The organism is Roseivirga sp. UBA1976 (assembly GCF_002336325.1).
Lineage (GTDB): Bacteria > Bacteroidota > Bacteroidia > Cytophagales > Cyclobacteriaceae > Roseivirga > Roseivirga thermotolerans.
In genome coordinates this window covers 1-19,074 of sequence record NZ_DDDQ01000044.1, presented here as the reverse complement: position 1 = coordinate 19,074, position 19,074 = coordinate 1, and the positions used below count along the sequence as shown (strand labels likewise).

The following is a 19,074-nucleotide window of genomic DNA, read 5'->3' as shown; positions in this document are numbered from 1 at the left end:
TCAAAGTCTCTCATAGAGGACTTTAATGAACCCTGCTTCGTTTCCATCCAGACTATGGTTGAAGTATCTGCTAGCTTAGAATGTTTGTGCAGGTGCTTCCACTTCGCTTAGTATGGAAAGGGAGTGACTCTCGTTTTGTTCAGCATAGAAAGATGACTTTACTCGCTAAACCCTGGCCGGAATTGGTGTCCACACCGATTCGTCTGTTAATGCCTTGGTGAGGACACCAAGGCTGGCGTAAGGATAGAGAGATGCTTCTAGTGCCCCATCAAAGTCTCTCATAGAGGACTTTGATGAACCCTGCTTCGTTTCCATCCAGACTATGGCAGAAGTATCTGTCAGCTTAGAATGTTTGCGCAGGTGCTTCCACTTCGCTTAGTATGGAAATAGATCGGATTTGGCCTTGTTCAGCATAGAAAGATGACTTTATGCACTAAACCCTGGCCGGAATCGGTGTCCTCACCGATTCACCTGTTAATGCCTTGGTGAGGACACCAAGGCTAGCATGAGATTAGAGAGATGCTTCGGCAAGCTCAGCAAGGCAAGGGAGCGGTTTTGGTTTTATTTAGCTTGGAGGAGTGCGTTTCAGGATTACCCCAGTATTTCCTTCCCGTTTTAAGGGGGTTAAGCCTTGCCGGCTTTAGTTTGGGCGGTTAGTTCTTCTTTCAAAAACTTAGCGGTATAGCTTTTCTTGCTTTTGGCGACCTCTTCAGGAGTGCCTTGAGCTATGATTTGACCTCCCTTGTCGCCACCCTCAGGGCCAAGGTCTATAATGTGATCAGCTACTTTAATTACATCTAAATTGTGCTCAATTACCAAAACGGTATTGCCTTTGTCTACAAGCCTGTTGAGTACATCGAGCAGATGTTGAATGTCTTGAAAGTGGAGGCCGGTTGTGGGCTCATCCAGAATGTAGAGTGTTTTGCCCGTGTCTTTTTTAGAAAGTTCTGTGGCTAACTTTACCCGCTGGGCTTCACCACCTGAAAGAGTTGTGGCGTGTTGACCTAATGAGATATAGCCTAAGCCTACATCATTCAATGTTTGAATTTTTCTCAAAATCTTGGGTTGGTTTTCGAAGAATTCAACGGCTTGTTCAACGGTCATATCCAGCACATCCGAGATAGATTTTCCTTTGAATCGAACCTCAAGTGTTTCGCGGTTATAACGCTTTCCTTTACAAGTTTCACAAGGTACATGCACGTTCGGTAGGAAATCCATTTCGATCAGCTTCATTCCGGCACCTTCACAGGTTTCGCAGCGCCCACCTTTCACATTGAAAGAGAACCGACCTGCTTTGTAGCCTCTGATTTTGGCTTCAGGAAGTTCTGTAAACAGGGTGCGTATATCTGAGAATACTCCGGTATAGGTGGCTGGGTTCGACCTTGGGGTTCGACCTATAGGCGACTGGTCTACTTCTATCACCTTATCGACATCTTTCAACCCGGAAATACCTTCGTAAGGAAGGGGCGATTTACGCGATTTATAGAAATGATGGTTCAGGATAGGGAAGAGGGTATCGTGAATCAGGGTAGATTTACCGCTACCGGAAACCCCTGTAATGCACACCATTTTACCCAGAGGAATTTTCAGGTCTACTTTTTTGAGATTGTTTCCGCTGGCTCCTTTCAGGGTGAGCATTTTACCCAGGCCTTTTCTTCTCTGTGAGGGTATTTCAATTGCTTTTTCGCCCTTAAGGTATTTGGCGGTGGTTCCTCCTTCTTTTAAAAAGGTTTTGGGGTCATTGGCTGCCACTATTTGCCCTCCATGACGTCCGGCTCCCGGACCTATATCGATAATAAAGTCAGAGGCCAACATCATGTCCTTATCGTGTTCTACTACTATAATGGTGTTGCCAATGTCGCGTAGGTTTTTTAGGGCATTAATAAGTTTCACATTGTCTCGCTGGTGCAGCCCAATACTTGGTTCGTCCATAATGTAGAGTACTCCCACTAGCTGAGTGCCTATTTGTGTGGCCAAACGAATACGTTGTGCTTCTCCACCGGAAAGGGTTCGAAGCGGACGGTTGAGTGTAAGATAGTCCAGGCCAACATCGAGCAGAAAACCTGTTCGCTTTCTTATTTCTTTTAATACCTCCGGAGCAATTTGGTTTTGCTTTTCGGTGAGCCGTTCTTCAAGGCCTACCAGCCAGTGGCCTAAGGACTCAATGTCCATTTCGGCTAATTCGGCAATGTTCTTATCGGCAATTTTAAAGTGAAGCGATTCTTTTTTTAGCCTTGCACCGTTGCATTCAGGGCAGGTTTTCACGGTCATAAAGTCGGCAATCCACTGACGTGTTTTTTCAGTGCCTTCTTCCATTTGCTTTTCCAGAAACTTAATTATTCCCTCAAACTTGGTGTTCCAGTTGGTTCCCGGATATTTTTTGGAGCTAACAGCAACAGGTACATCGTCTCCATATAAAATGGTTTCCAGCACCCCTTCGGGTAAGTCTTTTATGGGAGTGCTCAGGTTGGCCTTGTGTCGCTTGAGTATGGCTTCGAGCTTTTTGAATATCCAAATGTCGCGATAGTCGCCCAGCGGAGCCAGCCCGCCCCGGCTGATGCTTAAGTTGGGATCTGGCACCACACTCTCTTTACTTATCTCTTCTATTTGTCCTAAGCCATTACAGGTAGGGCACGCACCATATGGAGAGTTGAAGGAAAAGTTGTTCGGTGCAGGTTCATCGTACGACAACCCCGTTTCCGGATCCATGAGGTATTTAGAAAAATGATGAATCTGGTTTTCTTCATCGCGAATCATCATCACTCCATTGCCATGGCTCATGGCGGTTTTCACACTTTGGGCAATGCGGAAGCGGTCTTTTGGGTCTGCAATTATACGGTCGATGACAATTTCAATGTCGTGTGTTTTGTAACGGTCTACCTGCATTTTGGGCACCATGTCCATCACCACGCCATCCACCCTCACTTTGGTGAAACCCATTTTGCGGATTTGAACGAAAAGCTCGCGGTAGTGACCTTTTCGGCCTTTTACCACAGGGGCCAGAATGATCAACTTCTTACCTTCGAAATTCTTGATCAGGTGATCGATAATCTGGTCTTCCGACTGGCGAATCATGGGTTTACCGGTCAGGTAAGAATAGGCTATTCCGGCACGGGCATACAAAAGCCTTAGAAAATCATAAATCTCGGTCAGTGTGCCAACTGTTGAGCGGGGGTTTCTGGAGGTAGTTTTTTGCTCAATGGAAATTACAGGGCTCAAACCATTGATTTTGTCAACATCGGGCCTTTCCATATCGCCAATGAATGAACGAGCATAGGCCGAAAAGCTTTCCATATACCTGCGTTGCCCCTCTGCATAGATGGTATCGAAAGCCAGGGATGATTTGCCCGATCCGGAAATACCAGTAATGACTACAAGCTTATTGCGCGGAATAGTAACATCAATGTTTTTCAGGTTGTGCTCCCTGGCACCAAAAACCTCAATATTTTCATGACCTGAGATGTCTACAGGAGCAGGTTCTATTGTCGCATTTTCTTTGAATTTTTCCATCAGAGCAGGCTGCCAGAGCAGAATCCACAAAGGTCTGGATTTACCAACGCAATTACAACTGAGGTGGAATGATTAAAGTTTCGTAGAAGTAGTTATCAGTTGAACAGAAATTAGAAAACAGGAATGCAATGACAAATTGATGCTAGAACACCACTTATTTAATCTTGATCAAAATTGATTTTTTAGGATAGACTCAAGGAGAAAAGCATTGCCCAGATGAATGTTAAAACAATGACTGCAATAGCCGCTCGTATCGCCATCAGTGTCTCTCGCAGAGGACGCTGATGATTATTTGCTCTCAAAGTTTTAGAGCACTCCTGTTTGCAACATGGATATAGAGGTGTCACCCTTAGGCTAGGCCAATCCTTCGGCAAGCTCAGGATAGGAAAGTACATTAGAATAAGGATGGCAGTATGCATCATGAAGAAAGGGCTACCATCCTTTCTGTTGGGCGGTGTAATTCCAGGCTTCACTCGAAGTGACGCTTTGAGTTGTTATCTACCAGCCACCAAAAAACTCCCCATAATCGCTTTATGGTCTGAAGTAATTTTCACTGCGTCTAGCGAGTCTCATTTAATGCCTTTGACTTGGAGAAAGTAGGCCTAAACCGATTAATCAAGACCAAAAGTAGAACAGCAATAATCAACCAATAAATATTTGGTTCGGACATTCTATGTATATCTTCACCCAAGTCTAGAGAATGTTTCCCGGATAAGACCAGATCTTGTTTTCTTTTGAGAAGCTCTTTTTGAGATTCATTTTCAAGAGCTATGAAAGCGGTTGTTGGGTTCATGGTCTGTGACTCGAAACTAGATCTAACCAAATTGAGCCAGGGCTTTTGTGCTGATTGAGTACCGAATCTGAATTTCTTCCACTCAGCATGGGCCGTCAGTGCTGCTTCCCATTCATTCATAGGTTTTTGGTTTTGAACACTTTCCAGCTGAACTAAGGGTATAATACTTGGCTGATCATCGGCCGCTAAATAATAGTCCTTTCCTTCCGGGCTTGTCCAGAGAACAGTTGAATCAAATGAATCGGAAATCTTGGATATAGGTATTCCCTTTAATGTGTTTCCGATTAAGGAATGAGCGGTAAGTTCCCCCTTGGAGTTAAGCACATAAAATTGTGTGTTTTCTGGTATGGCAAAGGTATAGTCTGCCAAATTCCTTGTGAAAACCGCGGAGTTGATATCATCTGTTAGTACAATAAAAACTGGAAAGGAGTTTTTGGGCTCAATAAATTCATTAATGAGCAGTTTCTTGAATGCCTTTTCAAGAAAGAAACCTCCGTGAGAGTCAAGCTTCATTTCTCCTATTTGTGCCAGGCTCGTGGTCAAAATTTCTGTGTTTACTACCGAGACTTTAGAATCATTCAAGCTAAACCCAGCATGGCGCTCAATTTTGTTCGCTTGATTTAAATATGTCTCAAGCTTGTTTTCATTGCCAATAGAGTAGTCAAGAAGGAAGTGCAAATATGGCTGACGCTTAGAAGCTGGGAGCTGCTGCTTTTGGTACCTTCCAACATAGTGGACATTCGAAAATGATACTGATTCATCGTCTAGACTTTCTTGTGGGTATCCCAGCTGGATTGTATGGTTTTCGATCTTAATTGACTGAGGCTCCTTGTGAACGAATTCAATACCACTTACACGTGTTTCGCCACTTTTGAAAGGAAAGATTCTGAAACTAATATTGTTTCCCGAGGTATAGTGAATTATTCCTGGGTCTCTTGGCCCACTAACAATTTGTTGATACAACCAAGTAGCGGCCTTCTTCTCTGAAAGAATACCTTTTTCCTTAACTCTATCAATCCATAGATAGTAATCGCTAATCCAGACTCCATCAGGTAAATCAAAGTTGGTAACGAACTCAGCAAAGCCTTGAGGCTGATTGTTTTTTATCTTGAATTCAACTGAGGTTTTCCAATACTTCTCTTGGTCGTCATAATGAGAGGTAGCCTCTGCACTTAGTATTTCAATATTTTCATTAGATCGGTTTGTTGCTGATAAAACAGCATTTCTGGATTCTGTAGATGTGGTTGATCCGAAGAAAACCTCTTCCAGAATATGAATTTTGTATTCGGAAAGTGTCATATGGTCTAGCACTACCCAGTTAAAGTAAGGGGTTAGTATGGGCTTGGCAGTCGCAAAATCAAAATCGTTAGACTTATGACTTTTGAGCGTATTTAAGGTACGTTTTAGGGAAGCCAATCTAATATTTGGCTCAGATTGATTGAAGTCATGGTCCTCAAAAACATATTCGAGGGCTCGATTGAGAACGGCCTTATCGTTCAGGTAATTTACTGTTACACAGGCTGGGAGAAATAAGAGTCCGGAAATTAGAATACCATAGAGTTTAAGTTTACTGTAGTATTGGCTTAAGAATTCAAAGTCTGAGAACAAATCCTTGGCCTGTATGATCATCAGAATCAAAGGGGTCAGCATGAGAAACCCAGCTCCCGCTATGATAATGAGCAAAACTGACAGTGGCAGATAAGGTAGGAAAACCAGAAAGAAATAGAAGATGTAGACAATAGTTACGCTTTTTAAGCCAAACAAGATCAATTGCTTTTTTGGATTAGTATCGGGTGGTATACAAACCAATACAGCATTAACGACCGAAATGATATAAAACCAAGGGTTCGTGAAGTTCCCAAAAATGTCATCATGACTTTGATTGAGAGTTAGCCCAACTATGGGAAGGACCCCGGCAAAAATGATTCTCCATGTTAATGTAAAATCAGTCCATGTTTTCTCTCTTCTGATCCCTAATAGGTAGACAAACCTCATGACAAAGAAGAGAAAGATGACGGTTGTTATTACCAGAAAAATGATGCCTGCATGCTCAGTGAAATCTGACCCTAGTGGCTGCCATAGCGGTAATACAAGTTGGAAGAACAAGTACCAGGAGAGAGGTACTGAAATAGCGCCTAGAAAATTATACCAAGGCTCTGTATTCTTTTCGCTAGAGGTGAGGTGAAGCACAATAATATATATGGAGTGGACCAGAGTCGGCATTAAGGCAATGCTGATATAAAATATGGTGTCGGATGGAAGCATCCAGTTGGGAATGGAATTAGGAATGAGGACAGATGTGACACTCCAGTAGTAGTAGAGAAACGAAATATTGAAAAGAAGACTGATTAAGGCATAAGCGATTTGAATGCTTCTCTTCCGGGCCATTGAGTAAATGACATAAATGAAAGTCGATAAGATTAGCACTAGAAAAAGGATCCCAGCGGTATACCATTCCACTATACTCCGTTCATCGAGCAAGGATTCAATAAGCGTAAAACCGCTTAAGTAAATAATAAAGATAAGGCTTAGTGGAGCTGTGTTAATGATTAACAGCCATTTTGGGTTAAGTAAGTTTCGCATGTTGGTGGAATGGCTTTTTTAGAAACAGAAGGTAGGTAAGAAGTAATGAGATTATGTAAATCATGCTTCCAAGTGCTTCATGGAACCAAGGTGAGGACACCCATTCGGCATTTGCTGAAAATTGTAGCAAAGTGATGCTTATAATTATTCTCGATGCATTGACCGCTATTGTTAGAACATAGGCTATAAGCATGGCTTTTGATAAGCCTAACAAGTTGGTTGCCCAGCCTCTACTCGTTTTGACTAGTACTGACGAAAGAGCTCCCCAGCAGATGATTAGGAAATTAAATCCAGAGCAGGACTTATCGATTAGGACATTGAGTTTGGGATAATAATAGCTGCCGTCATCCCTAATGTTGAATGAACCATCAATGCTAGCATGAACCAGCCAGTTAACGGGTTTCAGTATAAAAAGCAGGTTTTCAGTAGTACTAAATGAGAACCAAAGCTTCATTAAGAAGCAAGCAGAAATGATTACAATCAAGACCAGAAGACTACTTGAAGATTGTTGTTTGACTCCCATTCATGTAGTCTTTATAGCCTTGAAATATGATAACTCCCCATAATCGCTTTGTGGTCAGAAGTGATTCTAACCGCATCAAGTGAATCGCAGCCTATTCCCTTGGAGTGGAGGATGTAGTCTATGGGTATTTGTGCTACAAATGGATTCCAGGTTGGGTAAGTTGGCGTAAGTTTTTTGCGGCTATCTGTTAGCTCGGTCGAAGACTGAAAACTCAACATTCGGTTATCCCATGGTACCGTGTTGAAGTCTCCCAATACCAGAAACTCCCCTGGTTGCTCCTTCACATAATCTTCCGCCCATTTGAGGTGATTGTTTCTGTTGTGCCATTTCAATCTAGTGGTAGGAGATTTGGTGTGTAAAGCCAGAAAGTTGATGGCTTCATCGCCCACCAAAATTTTGCCGGTAATATTGGCAGTGGCTGTCACATGAATTTCTTCAACATCCTGCAAAGGATACTTGCTGAAAACTGCAATGCCCTGTCCCTGATCTTCATGTTCAACCACCTTGTAATAGGGGTAATCTTGAGCAAGGCCAGTCACTAGAACTTCTGCCCATTGATGGCTTACTTCCTGAAAAGAGACAAAGTCAGGTGCCAGTTCAATAACCCGGTCAATAGTCTCTGTGTATTTGTCATTCACCGAAAGCACATTGAACTGTAGCACTTTCAAAGTTTCTTCACCCTGATCAATTCTGTATGTTTTGTTGATGGGACCACTGATTTTCACCAAGAGCAGAAAGTAGATGATGAAATTTATGCCTGCCAGTCGATAATGGTGCTTAATAATCCAGATGACACTCAATAAACCATAGACCAACATGGCTTGAAATAGAAATGACTGCAGCAGAGTAAGCCCAAAAGTATAGCTTGGAATAAGCATGAATAGGGCAGGCGTTAGAAGAAAGGCTGCCAGGAGCCTTTCTTTATTCTTTTTTTGCCTGAACCAGCAATAAATTCTTAAAAGGACTAACCCGATCTTGATGATATATTTGAGATTTCGTTGTTTCATATTTATTGTTTAAAAGTACTTTGAATTACAAAGTGATTGAATAAATTTTTTACAGACTGTTTCTTATCAATTGCTCCAGGGCATCGATGTGTGCCTTAAAGGCTTCTTTGCCTGCCCGGGTTGCCATGTATTGAGTGTTGGGTTTTCTGCCCACAAAACTTTTATTCACTTCTATATACAGTTCTTTTTCCAAGGCCTTTAAATGGCTGGCCAGATTCCCGTCAGTCACTTCCAAGAGTTCTTTCAATCGGTTAAAGTCCAGCGCATCGTTGGTCATTAGTGCCGACATTATGCCCAGTCGCACCCTACTTTCAAAAGCCTTATTCAGGTTGTGGATATCCACCCTATTTTTCGTATTTAAAGTACATAATGGCTCCATACAAAATATGTAGCACACCAAAACCAATAGCCCAAATGAGCAATCCATAGCCAACTACAGATGCTGCTATTAGCCCCAAAACTACTTCAGAAATGCCAAGAAATCGCACATCGCGGTAAGTATAATGACTTGCATTAATAAGTCCCAGACCATAGAAGATGAGTGTTGTGGGTGCAATAAGGCCAATAAGGCCTTGGTAGTAGAAAATAATCACCAGTATACCTCCGGTGGCCAGGGGAATAAACAAATTAATCAGTAGGCGTTGTGTGGTTTTGTCCCAGCTCTTTACCCCATCTTTTTTAGCCTTCTTATTGGTAAGGTAAACACCGGTGGCAACAGCCAGTATGAGAACTACCAAAGCATCTACCATAAGCCAGGTAAGATTGCCCCGAACGTCTCTTACTACCAGTTGCTTGTATATTAAGTCGTTACTGGTATAGGCCAGCTCGTAGGCTATATAGGCACCAATCAAGGCATAAATGCCGGCCAAAATGCCTGAAAGTCCGCTCAACGAAATAAAGCGTGATGATTTTTCCATCATCTGGCGTATTTCGGCAATATCCTCTATATACTTATTAGACATATCAAAAGTACTTTGAAATTCAAAGTAAAAGAAAGGCTTTGAATTTTCCAATAGGCATTCATCAATTTTCCGCTTCTTTGTATCATGTCAAACACTCAAGATGCCGCCCTTCAGCAGCGCCTGGCCCAAGGCGATGAGTCTGCCTTTCGTGAGGTTTTTGATTTATACTTTAAAGGCCTGGTGCTTTTTGCCACCAAATATTCAGTGGATAAAGAGGCGGCCGAAGATCTGGTACAGGATGTCTTCGTGAGGTTGTATGAACAAAAGAGTAAAATTCAGTTCCATACCTCTCTCAAGTCCTTCCTTTTCCAGTCGGTTCGCAATCGCTGCATCGACTACTGGCGCTCACACAAGGTCAGGGAGCGACATCATGGCGAAATACTTCTTACTACCAACCCGGAAACCCTAGATAGCCAAGAGCTTATGCTCCAGACCGAACTCGAAGAAAAGGTTTTTGAAGCCATACGCCAATTACCCGAACAGTGCCAGCTTATTTTTAAGATGAATCGCTTTGAGGGTAAGAAGAATCAGGAAATAGCCGATGAACTTAATATTTCTAAACGCACCGTAGAGACACAAATAAGCAAAGCGCTCAAACGCCTACGCGAAGAGGTGTACCCCTATCTTAAGGCCATTATAGTACTTGTATGCTGGTGGTTTTGAGTAATAAAAAAAAATTGAATCGTCCGTACGTGTGGAGTAAATGCCGCGCGTCATACCTATGAAAAGCATGAAAGAACCAAAAGACATATCGCAGGAATTGCTACTCAAATACCTTTCAGGAACGGCCTCCGAGAAGGAGAACCGTGAGGTTAGGGAATGGATGTCTTTGGCCCCGGAAAACCGCGATTATATTGATCATCTGCAGAGCTTATGGGCCAATGCCCAGTCATATTCTTTGCTAGATAGCATAGATCTTGAAGAAAACTGGCAGGCGGTACAATCAAAACTGGGCAAAAGAACTACCTATAGAAAGCAGCTCTTCTGGAAGATTGCGGCCACTCTTGTATTCTTTTTGACCGCTGCTTTTCTCATAAAAACCTTTCTATATAGGCCCTTGGAGTGGCAGGAGTTTGAGGCCAGCGAGCAAACCACCCTTACTCTCCCCGATGGTTCTCTCGTAGCCTTAAAAGCCGGCTCACAGCTTGTTTATCCTACTCAGTTCGGAGACGAAAGACGGGTAAAACTTAAAGGAGAGGCCTTTTTTGAAGTAGAACACAATCAGGAGACTCCTTTTGTGGTAGAGGCCGACCAAACAGAAACAAGAGTGCTGGGCACTTCCTTTAACCTTCGAACAGCCGCAGAGTTTTCCAGCCTTGAGCTGGTGTTGGTAGAAGGCAAGGTGAGCTTTACCAGTCCACTTGAAAAAGTAGTTCTTGAACCCGGCCAACGTGTGTCCTTAGGAGCCGGGGGCTTGTTGGAGAAAACCACCAACACCAATCCTAACTTTCAAGCCTGGAAAACAGGGAGGCTTGTTTTCGAAAACACGCCTATGAGCAAGGTATTCCAAGACATAGCCAATGCGTATAATACCCGTTTTGAGCTCAGTAATGAAGCTTTCGGAAACTGCACACTTACCGCACGTTACGATCAGGAAGGACTGGAGAATATACTCAGGACATTGGAAATATTGTTTAACCTAAGCTTTGAAGACAAGCAGGGAACCTACATGGTCAGTGGGGGAAGCTGCCAATAACATTTACAACTCGAAATATCATGAACAACAAATTAACCAAGGCCATATTTATGGCCGCGACATTCTTCGTAGCGTTGAGTGTCCAAGCTCAAGAAGATCAGAAAATCCGAACCCTTTTTAACAACGGAGGCATTCGCTCCAATGGTGGTTACGGAGGCGTCACAGTGGGTTATACTCAAATAGAAAATGCCGATGCCATAACCGTAGGTGGGCAGGGGGCCTGGCTCATCAACCACCAGTTTGGTATTGGTCTTGCCGGAACAGGCTTTATTTCGGAACGAAGATTTGACGCCACACTAGATAATCGCTATCTGACTACCGGAGGCTATGGTGGCCTTTTACTAGAGTTCATCGCTATGCCTCATAGCCCTATTCACCTTAGTTTTCCATTGGTAGTGGGTGCCGGTGGACTTACTTATGTAGAGTCCAGACGAGACTTCGATTTTTACGATTCTGAAGATTCACAAGCCTTTTTTGTGGTTGAACCCGGTGTAGATGTGGAATTTAACCTGCTGCCTTTTATTCGTTTGGGTGTAGGACTCAAGTATCGTGTGACGTCTGACATTGAGTTAAGCTACAGAGATAGTGGTGCTGCCATTTTAGACCGTGATGCCCTTACAGGCTTTAGTACTGCATTTAGCCTTAAGTTTGGAAAATTTTAACATTAGCAATCCTTAAAAGCGAGCCTGTAATTCACTGTCAGTGAATTACAGGCTCATTTCTCTTAGCTTTGCACAATACATTGTTTATGCGATCCGCGGCCCTCTTTTTGTTTCTCATATTATCGTTGAACGATATAGCCGCTCAGTCAGGCTCACTACTTCAGCGAAAGGTTAGCGTTCGCTTTACCAATACTTCTATTGAAGACATTCTGAAGTCACTGGAAACAGAAGACCTTTCTTTCGTGTATTCCCCGGAAATCTTTGATGTAAAAAGGAGGGTTTCCATTAATAAACAGAATACCTCACTTCTTGAAGTACTCCAAACGCTTTTTACAGGACAAGAAATGGAGGCTCGTACTATGCAGGGTCAGGTTCTCTTGCGTAAGAAGTTGCCGAACCGAGAGCCTGTGATAAAAGACACCGGCAAGGATGCGGCAATTGGTCAGGGGCAGTATTTTCCTAAAGCCCGGCAAGACAGTTCCGTAAACAGACCTAAAAACCCCGTAGAACCCGATTCGGTGATATATGGCCTTGGCACCGGCCAACCGGTATTGCCCGAGCAGGGCAGGCTATTTGTGCAAACAACTAAATACTTCACTTACCAATCTCCAAAACCTTACAAGAGTGCTGTGTTTGTGGTAGCCGGGCCTCAGGTTCTGGATTTTAGTCCTTTTGTGCCGAAGCAAAAGGTTTTCAATACAGAGGAGAACTCCGTTTGGGATCAAATGGCATTACAAAATAAGCGCAACTCAAAAGCCAAAGAGAAACAAGAGGAGGCTCTTCCTAAGGAACGAAAGTTCCGAATGTCACTGGCTTCTTATGTGGGTTATACAGAAATAGATGATCGTGCAGGTATACTTACAGGCGGCCGGGTTTCTTACTTTTTTAGTCCCCGCTTTGGAATGGGCGTGGCAGGCCATGGTTTTCAAACCGTGCGGCAGCCCGATGCACAGTTGGGCGGAAACTATATGTTTACCGGGGGCTATGGTGGTTTGGTGTTCGAGTATACTCTTTTTCCCCACAAGCCCATACACATCAACATACCTCTAACGATTGGTGCCGGGGGTTATGAGTATTCTTCTCGCACTACCAACCCGGTGCCCAATGTAGAAAGTGCCGAAGCCTTTTTTGTGTTCGAACCCGGTCTGGAGCTCGAAATAAATGTGACTTCCTTTATGCGCATAAATATTGGCGCTAGCTACAGAGATGTGTCTGGTGCCGGGCTTTTCTATTCGACCAACCAACAACCTATTGCTTCCGCTACTACACTGGAAGGTATGAACTATGGCATTGCACTAAAGTTTGGCTGGTTTTAGTTTAAACTTGTTGTAGCAGCTTTTGCAGTTCTTCGTGGTTTGATACCAACTGTTCGGCCCCAAGGGCTTTTAGCTTTGCTCCATGGCCATTGCGCACATGGCTGCCGCCCAAAAAACCAATTGTGCGCAGGCCTGCCGCCACCGAGGCACTCACTCCGGCCACACTATCTTCAACCACTACCACTTCGCTGGGCTTTAGCCCCAACTTTTGTAGGGCCAATAAATAAACGGCAGGGTCTGGTTTTCCTTTGGCTACCAACTCGGCCGAAAACACGCGTTGCCCGAATACTGCTTCGGCACCTAACATTTCAATGGCTTCCAGCACGTAGTCTGTAGCACTATTGGAAACCATACTTGCCTGAAGCGGAACGCTGGCCAGCATTTCTTCGACACCTGAAATAGGTCTCATGTTAGCCCTTATTTCGGTGTCCATGGCGGCCACGGCTTTCTTAATTTCCAACTGAGGTGCTAGCTTACCGGAGTCCACCAAAAGTGCTAGAATATCGCTAAACGTTTTTCCGGTAAACTGATGGATAAACGTTTCGGTATCTATGACTACACCTTGCTGATTGAGCCATCGAGTGACTACTTCTGCGGCTACAATTTCCGTGTCAATGAGTACACCGTCACAATCGAAAAGAATGTGTTTGGTCATTAGAAATTTGGAGACAGCAAGTACTTAGAATAGAACTCATCGATTACCCGCACAGCATCTGTTGGGGTTTCCACAATGTTAATCAGATTGAGATCTTCAGGGCTAATGTTTCCCGCTTTTAGCATGGTGCCTTTAATCCAGTCGAACAAGCCTCCCCAAAACTCTTCTCCCACCAAAACAATGGGAAAGCGCCCAATTTTATTGGTTTGTATCAGCGTAACGGCTTCGAAAAGTTCATCGAGCGTACCAAAGCCTCCTGGCATTACAATAAAACCCTGGGAGTACTTTACAAACATGACTTTTCTTACAAAGAAGTAATCGAACGAAATCAGCTTGTCCGGATCTATATACATATTGTTGCCTTGTTCGTGAGGCAGTTCTATGTTGAGCCCTACTGACTTACCCTTCTCACTTTTAGCTCCTTTGTTTCCGGCTTCCATTATACCGGGTCCGCCACCGGTGATTACCCCGTAGCCATGGCGCACCAACTTGGCGGCTATTTCCTCGGCCATTTTGTAGTACGGGTTGTCTGATTTGGTTCTAGCCGATCCGAAAATGGATACACAGGGACCAATTTTGGCCAGTTTTTCGAAACCTTCGACCATTTCGGCCATTACTTTAAAAATTACCCAGGAATCGTGGGTTTTTATCTCGTTCCAGTCGCGGTCTTTAAAGGCCTGCTTAATTTTATCTTCGTTTGTCATTGTGTTCTTGTTTTAGTTAAAAATAGATGAAAGCCTCCCAATAAACGAAGGCAACCCCTCAAGGTTTTTTTAATTTACGGTGAAATTAGTTGGCATTGGCTCTTTTTAATGCTTTAACCTTTCTCCTTACTCCTCAGGTTTTGCAGGGCTTGCTCTAGTTTTGGAAAACTAAAATCGAAACCTTCTTTCATGATTTTTTCACAGCTCACCCGGTTACCTCCCAGCACCATACCGGCCATTTCTCCCAACATTAGCTTTAAAATAAGGCCGGGTACGGGAATGGGTACAAAGGTTTTTCCAAAAACTCTGGCTGCGGCCCGGGTCAATTCTTTGTTGCTGGCAGGTCGGGGCGCCACGGCATTGTATGTGCCTATGAGTGCCTCATTTTCCAGGGCAAAGACAAACATTCTGCAAAGATCTTCCATATGAATCCAGCTCATGTATTGGCTGCCCTTGCCCAATGGAGCCGCCACAGGGGGCTTGAGGAGTTCTACCAACGCTCCTCCTTTTTCGCTCAAAACCACACCTATGCGCAACTGAAGCAACCGAATGTTCAGGTCGGTGATTTTGGCTGTTGAGGTTTCCCAGGCGTCTGTCACATGGGCTAAAAAATCGTGGCCAACCGGAGCTGTTTCTTTAAGAATGCTGCTGCCGGTATCCATTCCGTAAAACCCTATGGCCGATGCCGAAATAAAGGTTTTTACCTGATGTGGCCGCTCCTTGAGCATGTGGTAAAGTAAAAAAGAGGTTTTGGTTCGGCTGTTGTATATCTCTTCCTTTCGTTCGTTAGTCCATCGTTTGTCGGCCACTCCGGCCCCGGCCAAATGAATAATAGCTTCAACGCCCTCTAATGCACCCTCTTCCAGGTAATTGTTGTTATAGTCCCATTCAAAAACAGGATATGGTTTGCCGGTATCTTTGCTACGGCTGAGCACTGCAACCTCATGACCATTTTGCTGAAGCAAGGGAATAAGGTGGGAGCCAACAAGGCCCGTTCCTCCTGTGATCAACACTTTTTTACCCATAAGAATAAAAGTAGGGAAAGCTGGTGAATGTTTGCGAATGCAAGGAAAAAATGAGCTTATTGATTTATCAATTAGCCCAGGACTTTTTCAATTGTATAAACTACATACTGAAACCTGTCTTCAAACTCTTGGTTGACTTTTCTAAAGTATAGTTTGTTTCCATCAACAATAGGTTCCCATACATCTTCATCACTAATGTCTATTTCATCAATAACATTGAATTCTGCATCAAAAAACATCATATACCGCTTTTTTAATGCAGAACCATCTGTGGTTTTTTCGTAAAATGAATGGTATCGGAGATATATATCAATTTCTGGTAAGTAGTGGACTGGAAAGAACCTTGGACCTTCATAAGGATTTCCACCTATATTATTTCGAATATACTCTTTGCTAAGTGGGTCTCTTTTTGAGGGAGATAATTTTGGCTCAATATTTTTAGCGGAGATTTGCTGTGTTTTGTTGTTATAGACATAGATGGTGGAGCTGAATTCATAATTGAAAATCGTGAGTTCCCCAATTTGATTTAAATGGTGAGCTGCAAAATTATTGTAGTAGCCTCTTTCCGCATCATAGAGTAAGGATTCTTCAGGAGCACTTACGGGTAGAGAGTCCAATTTTCCATTTTTAGAATAAGTGTAAATAATTGAATTGTTTTTTTTAGCCAATAGGCCCGGAAAAACGCCTGCGTGGTCTGTTATGGGCAAGTAAATACTTTGATCAGGCCCTTCTTCAAATGAAAAAATTAAAAAGTTCTCATTCCAGTTCGTTATCTCATCAGATGAAATTCTTTGTTTAACCTTAGCTGAATTAATGTCAAAAACTGAGATGTAAGACCTATCCAGTACATACAAACCATCTTTTCTAAGGAACATATCAAAAACAGGAGTATTTAAAAAATCAGGCCCTGTTATTTGTGCTTCAAAATGCCAAAGAGGTTTTTTATTAGTCAGATCAAAAAGCACAAACGTACGTCTTTCATTATCAAAAACGAGTAAGCTGTCTCTTCCAACTATAGAACTCTTATCAACTCTTTTCAACAATAACGAATCATGGGTTAATTCAATCTCATTCCTAACTAAGCTTAACTTTGAATCTATAAATGAGTCTTTGGTCTCTTTACAAGACCAAAGACTTAGTAACAACAAACCGATTGAGATAACTTGATGATTTTTCATAAAGGAGCAATCTGTTCATAATTAAATCCTTACGACTTAAACATAGATATCATAGCCTAGCTCTAAGAATCGTTTTCATAATTAAGAAATCAAAGTTATAAGTCGCCTTTTGATCAATTATGCTAGGTAATCAATGAGAGAAGCTTTGCTCTTTATGATTTTCGTAACAAACCAGCCATCTCATCAATAGGTATTCATTATTCTAGAGCACAGCTAGAGTTTGGACCATCTATCCCAACAATAATAACGCCCGACTCACCATTGGATTAAAGAACCGGCACAACAATTAAATGCAGCATCGTTCTCGATTTTGATTCAAGATAAATTAGTAGTTATTATGAAAAGCACAAAAAACGGATTAATACCTTAATGAGGCAATATATTTAGTTACCTACCTATTGAAAATCAACCACTTAAAATAGGCCTTGTGGATATGGTTTGGAAGCGTCTTTGGACCTGCTGAGTACCACTACTTCGTGCCTACGGATTTTAGCATTGGAATAAGGCCAGAACCAACCAGGCCCGTGCCTCCGGTGATTAAAACTTTTTACCCATAGACTTAAAAGTTTGCAAAGAGCTCAATTTTTGCACAAATAATGACAAGTCAATTAAAAAGGATTTGCTTTCCCCGGCCTTACATTTCTCTTATATTAAGCTTTGCTTGGGTTGAGAAGAGCATGCCATTTCATTAGTGTCTCGCGTATCGCATGAAATTGCGGGTGCCAGGATGTTCTTTTCATCTACTATGTATTCGATAAACAGCTTATTGCCTATTAACTCATGGACAGACGAAAATTTATTGCAACCGGTGGAGCGGCCTCTTTGGGGCTTGCACTGGCCGGTTCCTCGGTAGGAGCATATACTATGCGCAACAAAATAAATGTGGGAGTAATTGGTACCGGAGACCGCGGCACCGGGCTTATGTCTTTGCTCAGGCAAGTGCCTGATATGGAAGTTGTGGCCTGCTCTGATCTGTTGCCTTTCCGATTGGAAAATGCCTTGAAGATGGCTCCTAAGGCTAAAGGCTACGCGGATTATAAAGCATTGTTGGATAGGAAAGATGTAGATGCCGTGCTGGTTGCCGTTCCTTTTGGCGTGCACACGCAAGTGGTCTTGGACGCGCTAGATGCAGGCAAGCATATTTACTGTGAAAAAACCATGATTCGCGGCTACAGCGACATAAAAAAGGTAGCTGCTAAAGTCAGGGCTTCTAATAAAATCTTCCAAACGGGCCATCAATACCACAGCTCGCGCCTGTATACACATCTGGTGGAAAAAATTCAAAATGGGTTGGTTGGAGAAATAACGGCCATTGAGTGCCAGTGGAATAGAAATGGCGACTGGCGCAGACCAGTGCCCGACCCGAAGTTTGAGCGCATTATTAATTGGCGCATGTATAAAGAATGGTCTGGAGGCTTGGTGGCGGAACTTTGCTCCCATCAGATAGATTTTGCCAATTGGTTGCTGAAAGAAACGCCAAGCCGTGTCATGGGTTCGGGAGGAATTGATTACTGGAAAGATGGTAGAGAAACTTTCGATAATGTACACTTGATTGTGGATTACCCAAGTGGAGTAAAGGCCAAATACACCTGCACCACCATCAATTCTTTGGGAGATTATCAGATCAAAGTACTGGGTAAGAAGGGAACTGTTCAGATAGATTATGACAAGGCGTGGTTTTTTGCCGAACCTAATGAACCGAAACAGTATGGTAATGTGGACGGAGTTTCAGGGGCAACCATTAAAGCGTATGACAACAGACCGGGCTATCAATTTAATCTGGACCATAAAGACCCAACCTTACAGGCTTTGCTCGATTTTCAGGAGGCCATAGTTACCGGAGAAGAGCCTCTTTCTAATGTGGTTACTGGTGGGCATGCGGCTATGGTGGTGCAAATGGCCCTCGATGCCATCCACAATAATAAGATTGTGAGCTGGAAGGATGAGTATACTTTGGGGTGATTTGCTTTTAGTAAATTGAAATAAACGTCCTTTGGGTACTTCTTCCAGAAAAGCAGGATTGCCCAGTTAGCGCCTAGAATTTCATCCCGACTTTTAGGAGGGATCAGTCAAGCATTCTCGCCTAACAGATCCCTCGGCTTCGCTCGGGATATAAAGAGAAATTATAGGTGTTTAAACTACCGGCTTCAGCCTTTTTCGTATTGCCTTCCCCATAAACTCATGGCTTGTTTATTTTTCGGTTTGCCATTTGAGTTATCGATTTACGCCAGTCTTGGTGTCCTCACCAAGGCATTAACAGGTGAATCGGTTTGGACACCAATTCCGGCCAGGGTTTAGTGCGTAAAGTCATCTTTCTATGCCGAACAAAACCAGAGCCACTCCCTTTCCATACTGAGCGAAGCCGAAGTATCCGTCCAAACGTTCTAAGCTGATGGATACTTCCACCATAGCCTGAATAGGAATGAAGCAGTGTCTATCAAAGTCCTCTATGAGAGACTT

At 43.1% G+C, this 19,074-nt stretch carries 15 protein-coding genes; 5 read left to right on the top strand and 10 right to left on the bottom strand.

Annotated elements, in window-relative coordinates:
- Positions 1-624 precede the first annotated feature (624 nt).
- The 6 genes from uvrA to B3763_RS04890 form a co-directional block, all read right to left on the bottom strand.
- Complete coding sequence (uvrA, locus tag B3763_RS04910) at positions 625-3,510, bottom strand: excinuclease ABC subunit UvrA (protein ID WP_189628748.1); 2,886 nt, start codon at positions 3,508-3,510, stop codon at positions 625-627.
- Positions 3,511-4,069: 559 nt separating this feature from the next.
- A complete protein-coding gene (locus B3763_RS04905; protein WP_286744280.1) occupies positions 4,070-6,886 on the bottom strand; it encodes an MSEP-CTERM sorting domain-containing protein in 2,817 nt (938 codons plus the stop codon).
- Complete coding sequence (xrtK, locus tag B3763_RS19035) at positions 6,870-7,409, bottom strand: exosortase K (protein WP_286754997.1); 540 nt, start codon at positions 7,407-7,409, stop codon at positions 6,870-6,872. The genes B3763_RS04905 and xrtK overlap by 17 nt, the downstream gene beginning before the upstream one ends.
- Before the next feature lie 11 nt (positions 7,410-7,420).
- Complete coding sequence (locus tag B3763_RS04900; RefSeq protein WP_286744278.1) at positions 7,421-8,416, bottom strand: endonuclease/exonuclease/phosphatase family protein; 996 nt, start codon at positions 8,414-8,416, stop codon at positions 7,421-7,423.
- 49 nt (positions 8,417-8,465) lie between these two features.
- A complete protein-coding gene (locus B3763_RS04895) occupies positions 8,466-8,759 on the bottom strand; it encodes a winged helix-turn-helix domain-containing protein (RefSeq protein WP_286744276.1) in 294 nt (97 codons plus the stop codon).
- A gap of 1 nt (position 8,760) precedes the next feature.
- Positions 8,761-9,378: a hypothetical protein gene (locus tag B3763_RS04890; RefSeq protein ID WP_189628744.1), complete on the bottom strand. Its 618-nt coding sequence runs from the start codon at positions 9,376-9,378 to the stop codon at positions 8,761-8,763.
- Positions 9,379-9,462: 84 nt separating this feature from the next.
- Here B3763_RS04890 and B3763_RS04885 point away from each other — a divergent pair, with 84 nt between their 5' ends.
- The 4 genes from B3763_RS04885 (at position 9,463) to B3763_RS04870 (ending at position 13,052) form a co-directional block, all read left to right on the top strand.
- Positions 9,463-10,041, top strand: a complete 579-nt coding sequence (locus tag B3763_RS04885) for an RNA polymerase sigma-70 factor (RefSeq protein WP_189628743.1) — start codon at positions 9,463-9,465, stop codon at positions 10,039-10,041.
- A gap of 67 nt (positions 10,042-10,108) precedes the next feature.
- Positions 10,109-11,074, top strand: coding sequence for a FecR family protein (locus B3763_RS04880; protein WP_286744274.1), 966 nt, complete (start codon positions 10,109-10,111; stop codon positions 11,072-11,074).
- 20 nt (positions 11,075-11,094) lie between these two features.
- Entirely contained in the window at positions 11,095-11,736 is a 642-nt protein-coding gene (locus tag B3763_RS04875) for a hypothetical protein (RefSeq protein ID WP_189628741.1), read from the top strand.
- A gap of 86 nt (positions 11,737-11,822) precedes the next feature.
- Positions 11,823-13,052, top strand: a complete 1,230-nt coding sequence (locus tag B3763_RS04870; RefSeq protein WP_286744270.1) for an STN domain-containing protein — start codon at positions 11,823-11,825, stop codon at positions 13,050-13,052.
- Between the two features lies 1 nt (position 13,053).
- Here the strand turns inward: B3763_RS04870 and B3763_RS04865 are convergent, their stop codons facing one another.
- The 4 genes from B3763_RS04865 to B3763_RS04850 all read right to left on the bottom strand — a co-directional run bounded on the left by B3763_RS04865 (position 13,054) and on the right by B3763_RS04850 (position 16,614).
- A complete protein-coding gene (locus tag B3763_RS04865) occupies positions 13,054-13,707 on the bottom strand; it encodes an HAD family hydrolase (RefSeq protein ID WP_286744268.1) in 654 nt (217 codons plus the stop codon).
- Positions 13,707-14,411 carry a TIGR00730 family Rossman fold protein gene (locus tag B3763_RS04860; protein WP_189628738.1) on the bottom strand — a complete coding sequence of 235 codons (705 nt, stop codon included), beginning with the start codon at positions 14,409-14,411 and terminating at the stop codon, positions 13,707-13,709. The genes B3763_RS04865 and B3763_RS04860 overlap by 1 nt, the downstream gene beginning before the upstream one ends.
- Before the next feature lie 113 nt (positions 14,412-14,524).
- Positions 14,525-15,436 (bottom strand): TIGR01777 family oxidoreductase, encoded by a 912-nt coding sequence (locus tag B3763_RS04855; protein ID WP_286744266.1) that lies wholly within the window; start codon positions 15,434-15,436, stop codon positions 14,525-14,527.
- Between the two features lie 71 nt (positions 15,437-15,507).
- The gene (locus B3763_RS04850) at positions 15,508-16,614 is read right to left on the bottom strand and encodes a hypothetical protein (RefSeq protein ID WP_286744264.1); all 1,107 of its coding nucleotides are present in this window, start codon (positions 16,612-16,614) and stop codon (positions 15,508-15,510) included.
- A 780-nt stretch (positions 16,615-17,394) separates the two neighbouring features.
- Between B3763_RS04850 and B3763_RS04845 the strand changes: the two genes are divergently transcribed.
- A complete protein-coding gene (locus B3763_RS04845) occupies positions 17,395-18,576 on the top strand; it encodes a Gfo/Idh/MocA family protein (protein WP_189628736.1) in 1,182 nt (393 codons plus the stop codon).
- Positions 18,577-19,074: the final 498 nt, after the last annotated feature.

What these genes read in the sequence shown, in the direction of transcription:
- B3763_RS04865 (WP_286744268.1), bottom strand. Translation starts at nt 13,707, where the DNA reads ATGACCAAACACATTCTTTTCGATTGTGACGGTGTACTCATTGACACG.
- B3763_RS04870 (WP_286744270.1), top strand. Translation starts at nt 11,823, where the DNA reads ATGCGATCCGCGGCCCTCTTTTTGTTTCTCATATTATCGTTGAACGAT.
- uvrA (WP_189628748.1), bottom strand. Translation starts at nt 3,510, where the DNA reads ATGGAAAAATTCAAAGAAAATGCGACAATAGAACCTGCTCCTGTAGAC.
- B3763_RS04845 (WP_189628736.1), top strand. Translation starts at nt 17,395, where the DNA reads ATGGACAGACGAAAATTTATTGCAACCGGTGGAGCGGCCTCTTTGGGG.
- B3763_RS04855 (WP_286744266.1), bottom strand. Translation starts at nt 15,436, where the DNA reads ATGGGTAAAAAAGTGTTGATCACAGGAGGAACGGGCCTTGTTGGCTCC.
- B3763_RS04850 (WP_286744264.1), bottom strand. Translation starts at nt 16,614, where the DNA reads ATGAAAAATCATCAAGTTATCTCAATCGGTTTGTTGTTACTAAGTCTT.
- B3763_RS04880 (WP_286744274.1), top strand. Translation starts at nt 10,109, where the DNA reads ATGAAAGAACCAAAAGACATATCGCAGGAATTGCTACTCAAATACCTT.
- B3763_RS04860 (WP_189628738.1), bottom strand. Translation starts at nt 14,411, where the DNA reads ATGACAAACGAAGATAAAATTAAGCAGGCCTTTAAAGACCGCGACTGG.
- xrtK (WP_286754997.1), bottom strand. Translation starts at nt 7,409, where the DNA reads ATGGGAGTCAAACAACAATCTTCAAGTAGTCTTCTGGTCTTGATTGTA.
- B3763_RS04890 (WP_189628744.1), bottom strand. Translation starts at nt 9,378, where the DNA reads ATGTCTAATAAGTATATAGAGGATATTGCCGAAATACGCCAGATGATG.
- B3763_RS04900 (WP_286744278.1), bottom strand. Translation starts at nt 8,416, where the DNA reads ATGAAACAACGAAATCTCAAATATATCATCAAGATCGGGTTAGTCCTT.
- B3763_RS04905 (WP_286744280.1), bottom strand. Translation starts at nt 6,886, where the DNA reads ATGCGAAACTTACTTAACCCAAAATGGCTGTTAATCATTAACACAGCT.
- B3763_RS04885 (WP_189628743.1), top strand. Translation starts at nt 9,463, where the DNA reads ATGTCAAACACTCAAGATGCCGCCCTTCAGCAGCGCCTGGCCCAAGGC.
- B3763_RS04875 (WP_189628741.1), top strand. Translation starts at nt 11,095, where the DNA reads ATGAACAACAAATTAACCAAGGCCATATTTATGGCCGCGACATTCTTC.